We start from the raw sequence: 7,759 nt of genomic DNA, 5'->3' as shown, positions 1-7,759 counted from the left end.
ATTAGCAGTTAATATAAATAACTTCATTAAAAAATATGTAACCTACATAAAGAGCTTCGCGCCCAATATATGTATTATACCTTCTTTATTCCCAAGTGTCAACAACACTGACCTCGTTTTTGCTCTCTTTCTTTGTATTGACCACTACTTACATACACTTATAGTATCAAATTTGTCAATAGATGTACTGTATTGATTGGTAGAGAAACATACCCCAATATTTAATCATAATTATAGTAATTGGTTAAATATTTCCTTAAAAGAACCCTCTGAGTTTTCTAGCGCGACTTGGATGTTTTAATTTACGCAGAGCTTTTGCTTCTATTTGCCTAATTCTCTCACGTGTTACATTGAAGATTCTTCCTACTTCTTCTAAGGTGTGTTCCTTCCCATCTTTACCAAGGCCAAAGCGCATTCTTAGGATTCTTTCTTCCTTTGGTGTTAAAGTTGCAAGAACATTAGTTGTAATACCGCGCAGGTCAGCAAGTATTGCCGCATCTTCTGGCTTTGAGACTCGCTTATCTTCTATACAATCACCAAAAGTGCTACTATCATCTTTCCCAGTTGGAGCTTCAAGACTCACAGGATCTTTTGCTATTTTCATAACCTTGCGTATTCTCTCTAGAGGCATTCCAAGTTCCGTACTCAATTCCTCTAGTGTAGGCTCTCTTTCCATCTCATGAGTTAACTTTCTTAGTGTTCTGTTGATTTTGCTGATAATCTCTACCATATGAACCGGTATTCTAACTACTTTAGACTGTTCAGGGATTGCTCTAGTGATTGATTGCCTTACCCACCAGGTTCCATAAGTTGAAAATTTGTATCCACGTTTGTAATCAAATTTATCCACGGCTTTCATAAGACCAATGTTGCCTTCTTGTATCAAATCAAGCAAAGCAAGACCTCTGTTTGAGTATTTTTTAGCAATGGAAACTACCAACCTCAAATTAGCTTTAATCATTTCCTGCTTTGCTTCTGAGACTTCTTGTTCATGTTTTTGTATCTTTTTGATTAACTCCTTAAATTCTTGTGCATTATCTTCTTGTATGTATTGTCTGATGTTGTTGAGGGTGTTAGTTATGTGCTCGGAGTTATTATCTATAAACCTTGCAAATTTGCTTTTTAGTTCTTCTGTAAAAGAAGATAGATTTCTATTAATTTTTGAAGGGTTTACATCTTTTAACCTATGCTTTAAGAGTACGTCATAGTGAACTTTGTAGAAACTTTCTCTATCGATATTGTATTTTTTAGCCTCGGAAATAAGATTGGCTTCCTCAAGCATGATAGATCTATTTATATTATAGAGTTTTTGTGTAATTTTAGCAACAGCAGCGTCACTTAGTTTGATTTGTAGAGCTATGGACCATATTTGATTATATAAGTCTTTATATGCTGATTCGCTAGAGGGATCTTTTCTTAGTACCAATGCTTCATTTGCTAAAGCAATTATATTATCTAATGCAACTATAACCTTAGGCAATAAGTCATTTTCCATTTCAAGAATAGAAACGTTTAAGTTTGTTGAGCTTATATCTTCGTTGCCACTTTCTTGCTCATCATCGTCTTTTTTATCATCCGTTTCATCATCTTCACAGTGTTCATCACCTTTGGCATCTTCAGAAATATCTTCACTTTCTTCTTTAGATATGGCATTAAAATCAGAGTTATAAATCGCGTCTAGGTCTATAATTTCTCTCAGTAAGAGAACTCCGCTACTCAAATCGTCGCGCCATGTTTTTATCGTTTTTAATGTTACTGATGTTTCAATTATTGCACGCAGCATGTTATGCTTTTCAGATTCAATTTTCTTTGCTATCTCAATTTCATCTGCCCTTGATAAAAGCTTTACGGAGCTCATGTCTTGTAGATAAACTCTTACCGGATCGTCATTTTGTATTAAAGTTGTAGCAGTGTTAGACAATGTATCGTCATCATCAAATTTACTATCATCGCTATTAGAAGGAGCTTCCTCTTCATCTTCACTGCTTTCAAGTATGTTAATTCCGGAATCTTGCAATAGAGATATAGCATCATCTATAAAGTCAGATGAGAAGTTTTCATCTGACAATTTATTATTTATATCGTCGAAAGTGATAAATCCACCCTTTCTGATACTTTTGGTTACAAGATCTCTAATAATTTTTTTCTTATCTTCTGCGTTGTTAGTAGTTGACATCATTACCTTTATAATCAAAAATTTTATTTCTTATTAGTAAATAGGCTTACAGTAAGCAAGTCTATAGTCTTATTTTTAACTTTTGGCTACTTGTTACTTCATATAGTTTAAGATACTGTTAACTCACATACACTTGTCTTAGTCAATTGTGCCACATTTTTCCTCTATTTTCACTGCTATAGACAATCCAACTGAAAATGTTGCAATTCCAACCACTATGGCAGTAAGCATTAAAACATGTGGTATAGGGTTGCTATATAAATAAAAATTTGAAACCAGTATAGGAGGCAAAGAGTTTTTTATATACCCTAAAGATATGTAAAATAGCAAAACAGATGCTTGGAAAACGCTTACTCCTATCATTTTCTTGATTAAATTTTCATCATTTATGGTAATGTACAGGCCTAGCATCATTAACATAATAATAATTGTATAGTTATATAAAGTCATTATTTTTTTCTACGAGCAAAGCTTATATATATGATTAACATGGAAGAACAAACAGTAAGTGCTACACCTAATTCTACCAAAAAAATACCCAATTTTTGACCAATAACGTTATTGGCTGACAATATACCATAAGATAAAAAACTTTTGCCAAGCAAAACTGTTGTAATACCTGTTCCTCCATAGATTAAAATACCTAGCATATTAGTGAATTTAATCACAGAGTAGGGTATTGCCTTTAAAGTCGTGAGTATACCAAATAACATTGAGTATAGTATTATTCCGGAAGCAATAATTATTCCTGCTTGGAAACCTCCACCTGGAGTGTAGTCGCCGTGAAATTGTATGTATAAAGCAAATAGAATGATAAAAGGTACCATCAAAAATGTTACTGCATTTAATACCGGATCTTTAATCATTTTCTTTTTCTTCTTTTAATATTAGTGTTATACAAAGTGCGGCGGTAAAAACTACTATAGTTTCTCCAAATGTGTCATAACCACGAAAGCCTGCTAAAACAGTTGTTACTATGTTGGGAATGCCAACATCTTTTTCAGTATTTTCTATATAATAAGGAGCAACATGCAAGTGGATAGGAGCATCATGGCTGCCAAAATCTGGTAATTGAATCATAAAATATGATAAACATACAGCTAAAAATAACATAGACAAAAGTGTTATAGGGTTATGAGATAAATTTACTTTATGGTTCTTTATCAGAGAAAGCGCAGCAAACATAAAAACTGTACTGAGTCCTGCACCAACTGAAGCTTCAGTGATTGCAACATCGGGTGCGTTCATGACTAAGTACATAAGTGCAATGAGTGAACTAAATGTACACATTAGAACGCCGCTTACAACTAAGTGTTTTGAGAGAACTATAAAAACCGTAACCGTCAGTAACAGCAAAAGTAATGTTGCATTCAGTATTTCTAACATCTTAATCTTCTTTGATAGTCTTTTGCTTATTTTTATAGTAAGTGCGCGCTAAAATATAACTGTTAGTTGAGTTAGCTATCCATATTATAAGAATCAATAACATAATTTTAACAGTATTGGTTGAAAATTCATTTTGCAGAGCAAAACCAACTAACAACAACATTGCACCGCTAGAATCTGTGATACCTGCTGCATGTAACCTAGTGTAAAAGTCAGGAAATCTGATTACCCCTATGGTTGAAATAATTACTAAACAAGCGCCTAAGAATATGAAAATAGATCCTATCATAAATTATCAAAGCAACATTAATCTCATTAGTGCTATAGTTGACATAAAGCTAATGCTGGCGTACAATAACGCTATATCAAGCAAAAAGAAATTGCTCAGAATAATCGATATTGCTGTTATGAGCAAAACTGCTTGTGTTGAGAAATTGTTAAATGCTAGCACCTTATCGTAAATATTGCTCAGCTTAGACACTATACGGTATAACATTACACTAATACAAAACAGTAGTACATAAACAGCAACGTGAATCATTTATAAATCTCAGTAGTTGATTTACTCTTCATCATCTACCTCCTCACTGTCTTCATCATCTACTTCATTTTCTACTTCATTATCTGTTTCTTCACTGTCTTGATCATCTATTTCGTTTTCCACTTCGTCATCCTGAATATCAGTACTTTCTTGATCCACATCAGAATCTATGCTAAACTGACTATCAGAAAAGTTTAGTAGTTTTTCTAGCTTACTAGTGTCACTTCTGTAAACATTACTCATATTCCCTTTCATATACTCTTTACATCTGCTCACCAAAAGGCTAAATAACTCATGAGCGTCTACTTGTTTCTCTGCTATTTCGTATAAAGAAATGATAGTATTTTTATGGCCTTTAAACTTAGCTGCTTGAATTGGATTACTTGCTCCTGTGTTTAAATCATGTGTCCTCTGACTTGCCAATAGAGCTAATTTAAAACGGTTATTCACCTGCTCTGTACATTTTTCTACAACAGACTCAGCCATAAAATGCTACCTTAATAAATTTCATACTATACCACAAAAAACAAGATGTCAACTTTGTATCTATTTAGATCTAACTTCATGTTTTGCCTTTTCTACTTCGGGTTTTACTGCTCGGTTCTCTGTTATCGTAATTGTTATTTCATGGTCAAATTTTTTGAGGAACCCTAACAACCGCTCTAAAGAGAAACCATCTGTTTTGCCATTTTTAATTTGTGATATCTTTGGCTGATCAACACCTAGTCTTTCAGCTGCATGCGCTTGGGTCCAAGCGTTTTTTTCTATAACTTTGCTTATTATGTCAAGCAACTTCTTTTTTATTTCTACATTGCATGAATTATTGTTTAATGATATTATTTCCATAATCTTTTTACACCCACTATCAAAAACTTTGTAAAACATTACAACATAAATTTGATATCTCAAAGTATTAATATCATATAATTTATACTAAATAATTATATGATATTAATGCGTAAAGCTTTAAGCTCATTATTTGTTGATATCTTTATTAAATCTATGTTAATTTTAAACCGTTGTTTTACCTAAAAAGATTATTCATAGCAAGAACAAGTAGTAACTACAAGACTTAGAATATAAATTCTTTCGATTCGCTCATAAAGGTCTCTGTGCCTTAATGTAGATAAAGTTTTTATTTTAACAAGAATGCTGTACATTATGCTCATAGTGTAATTTAAATATTTGTTGCTTTTTAGCTGAAACATTATTTAGCTAATAAGTAAAGTTATGTTGAATATGGCAGAAATGAAAAAAGATGTTGCTGTAATTATGGGAAGTCAGTCGGATTATAGCACTATGGTTCATGCTGTTGACATGCTAAAAGCATTAGAAATTTTGCATGACGTATGCATAATATCTGCACACAGGACACCAGAAAGGCTCTTAAATTTTGCCAGGTCTGCACAAGGAAAGGGCTTTAAAGTTATTATAGCCGGTGCAGGAGGAGCAGCTCATTTACCAGGTATGGTTGCGTCGCTCACTTGTTTACCTGTTATAGGTGTTCCTGTGCGTAGTAAAGAGTTAAATGGGCTGGATAGTCTATTGTCTATAGTGCAAATGCCAAGGGGGGTTCCGGTAGCGGCAATGTCTATAGGAGAAAGTGGAGCATGCAATGCTGCCATTATTGCTGCATCTATATTGTCAATTTCTAATAGTGAAATTGCTGATAGGCTGAAGAAATGGAGAGACAGACAAACCGAAGAGGTAAAAGAAAAACCAACATCGTAATGAGCTTATGGCAATAATTCTTTTAGATACAAAAACTATAAACCGTATAGCAGCGGGGGAAGTAATTGAGAGGCCAGCAAGTGTAGTGAAGGAATTAGTGGAGAACGCAATAGATGCTGGAAGTTCAGAAATAGAGGTCAAAATAGAAAGTGGTGGGCGCAATCTTGTTACTGTGGTAGATGATGGAAATGGAATAGAAAAGGATGACTTAGAATTTGCATTTATGCGCCATGCTACTTCAAAATTGAGCGATAGTGAATAGAGATCAAGCATCTTGGCTTTAGAGGGGAAGCTCTGCCTTCAATAGCAGCAGTAAGTAGAATAAAGTTATCATCTAAAGCAAGCGGAGCAAATGAAGCGTGGTCTATAAGATATGAGGGTGGAGAAAAGATAGGGGAGCTTGTGCCTTGTTCCTTATTACAAGGTACACATGTTGAAATACGTGATTTGTTTTTTGCTACTCCAAATAGGCTGAAATTCTTAAAGACCGAAAGGGCAGAAACTCAAAATATTATTGATATTATAAACAATTTAGCAATGATCAATTATAGAGTTGGATTTACTTTCAATTCAGGTAACAAGAAGCTTTTAAAATACGCTAAACAAACCTCGTTATTTGGTAGGCTATGTGAAATAGAAGAAGAATTTCAAAACAATTCTCTGGAGATTAATGAAGAAGAAGACGGTATCAAACTTACAGGACACATCTGCAAACCGACTGTCAATTGTAGTAAATCTACCATGATCTATACATTTGTTAATGGGAGGCCAATTAAAGACAATCTACTGATTGGTGCAATTCGGTATGCGTATCATGACTTTATTCCAAGCGATAGATATCCTTTTGCAGCGTTGCATTTAGAAATACCATATGATCAAGTAGACGTAAATGTGCACCCCAATAAATCAGAAGTAAGATTTCAGAGTAAGAGGCTAATATATGAAATAGTGAGAAGAGGGTTAATTAAGGGATTGTCGACGAGGATAGGCACAGTGAATGATGTTGATAAGTGTCGAAGTATTGAAGAGGAGCTAAGATATTCACCTTTGGTTAATGAGAGTCAAGGAAATGATGAGTATGTTAATCGTGGGAAAAGCAGAGAAGCAAAAAGTCAGAAAGAATTTTACGAAAGAAGGCCGAGCCATTTAGAAAATCGGCTAATGAAAGAGTTTACTTCTCCAAATGTAGAAACAAAAAGCTTATCAGAACGGTCGGAATCGTTTGATTATACTGGTATCTCACTACAAGCGGAAACTATGGTTCTGGAAAGGGAACAAATTGATTTGATAGGGAGCCATCCTCTAGGGTTTGCATGCTGTCAAGTCTACAACACTTATATAATTGCTGAGGCTAGAAGCAAATTGATTATAGTCGATCAGCATGCAGCCCATGAGAGGTTAGTTTATGAGTACTTAAAACAAAAATCAAGTATAAAAAGACAAAAATTGCTCCTTCCTGAAGTGGTTAAAATCAAAAATCAAGCTGGAATGGAGATGGTTAAAATTTATAAAGATAAGCTTTTCGAAATGGGTTTTGATATTGAAATCGAATCAGAGAATAAAGTTATAGTGAGGGAAATTCCTGCAATTTTGGGGGCGATAGACGTGAAAGAGATGCTGATGGATATAGTTGATAGATTAACGGAGATAGAAGATACATTACCTATAGAGGATAAAGTGAACAAAATGTTGGCCACTATCGCTTGTTACGGATCAATTAGAGCAGGCAGAAAAATGAGGTTAGAAGAGATGAATGAACTGCTGAGACAAATGGAGGAAACGCCATATTCGGGCCAATGTAACCACGGAAGGCCGACTTACATAGAGATGAAACTAAGTGATATTGAAAAATTGTTTGAGCGCAGGTGACCTCATCATCCAAGTAGCTCATAAAAACGGATTAAACGAAAAAACCCCTTGACAAG

General features: G+C 34.3%; 11 protein-coding genes. 3 read left to right on the top strand and 8 right to left on the bottom strand.

The genetic code is table 11. The annotated features are described in order from the left end of the window. Window positions 1–256: 256 nt before the first annotated feature. From rpoD to HET73_RS04630, 8 genes are all read right to left on the bottom strand, one after another. The gene (gene rpoD / locus HET73_RS04665) at window positions 257–2,176 is read right to left on the bottom strand and encodes an RNA polymerase sigma factor RpoD (protein ID WP_174134098.1); all 1,920 of its coding nucleotides are present in this window, start codon (window positions 2,174–2,176) and stop codon (window positions 257–259) included. Window positions 2,177–2,314: 138 nt separating this feature from the next. Further along, window positions 2,315–2,626, bottom strand: a complete 312-nt coding sequence (locus tag HET73_RS04660; RefSeq protein ID WP_174133399.1) for a cation:proton antiporter subunit C — start codon at window positions 2,624–2,626, stop codon at window positions 2,315–2,317. Continuing rightward, window positions 2,626–3,042, bottom strand: coding sequence for a Na(+)/H(+) antiporter subunit B (locus HET73_RS04655; protein WP_174133398.1), 417 nt, complete (start codon window positions 3,040–3,042; stop codon window positions 2,626–2,628). Before HET73_RS04655 ends, HET73_RS04660 begins: the two co-directional genes overlap by 1 nt. Continuing rightward, window positions 3,035–3,562, bottom strand: coding sequence for a DUF4040 domain-containing protein (locus HET73_RS04650; protein ID WP_174133397.1), 528 nt, complete (start codon window positions 3,560–3,562; stop codon window positions 3,035–3,037). The genes HET73_RS04655 and HET73_RS04650 overlap by 8 nt, the downstream gene beginning before the upstream one ends. A 1-nt stretch (window position 3,563) precedes the next feature. Further along, window positions 3,564–3,851, bottom strand: a complete 288-nt coding sequence (mnhG, locus tag HET73_RS04645) for a monovalent cation/H(+) antiporter subunit G (protein WP_174133396.1) — start codon at window positions 3,849–3,851, stop codon at window positions 3,564–3,566. A gap of 6 nt (window positions 3,852–3,857) precedes the next feature. After that, window positions 3,858–4,058 (bottom strand): monovalent cation/H+ antiporter complex subunit F, encoded by a 201-nt coding sequence (locus HET73_RS04640; protein ID WP_246210148.1) that lies wholly within the window; start codon window positions 4,056–4,058, stop codon window positions 3,858–3,860. A 66-nt stretch (window positions 4,059–4,124) separates the two neighbouring features. Further along, on the bottom strand, window positions 4,125–4,589 hold the full coding sequence (gene rpoZ / locus HET73_RS04635) for a DNA-directed RNA polymerase subunit omega (RefSeq protein WP_174134096.1): 465 nt from the start codon (window positions 4,587–4,589) through the stop codon (window positions 4,125–4,127). Window positions 4,590–4,649: 60 nt separating this feature from the next. Beyond that, entirely contained in the window at window positions 4,650–4,949 is a 300-nt protein-coding gene (locus tag HET73_RS04630) for a helix-turn-helix domain-containing protein (RefSeq protein WP_174134097.1), read from the bottom strand. 384 nt (window positions 4,950–5,333) lie between these two features. Between HET73_RS04630 and purE the strand changes: the two genes are divergently transcribed. The 3 genes from purE to mutL are packed head-to-tail and all read left to right on the top strand — an operon-like array spanning window position 5,334 to window position 7,703. Beyond that, window positions 5,334–5,834 carry a 5-(carboxyamino)imidazole ribonucleotide mutase gene (gene purE / locus HET73_RS04625; protein ID WP_174134095.1) on the top strand — a complete coding sequence of 167 codons (501 nt, stop codon included), beginning with the start codon at window positions 5,334–5,336 and terminating at the stop codon, window positions 5,832–5,834. Between the two features lie 7 nt (window positions 5,835–5,841). Beyond that, complete coding sequence (locus HET73_RS09870) at window positions 5,842–6,096, top strand: ATP-binding protein (RefSeq protein ID WP_410543552.1); 255 nt, start codon at window positions 5,842–5,844, stop codon at window positions 6,094–6,096. Then, complete coding sequence (gene mutL / locus HET73_RS04620; protein WP_410543553.1) at window positions 6,093–7,703, top strand: DNA mismatch repair endonuclease MutL; 1,611 nt, start codon at window positions 6,093–6,095, stop codon at window positions 7,701–7,703. Before HET73_RS09870 ends, mutL begins: the two co-directional genes overlap by 4 nt. Window positions 7,704–7,759: the final 56 nt, after the last annotated feature.

It is taken from the genome of Wolbachia endosymbiont of Atemnus politus, from assembly GCF_013309895.1.
The sequence above is the reverse complement of the archived record's forward strand: the minus strand, read 5'-3'. Positions and strand labels throughout refer to the sequence as shown.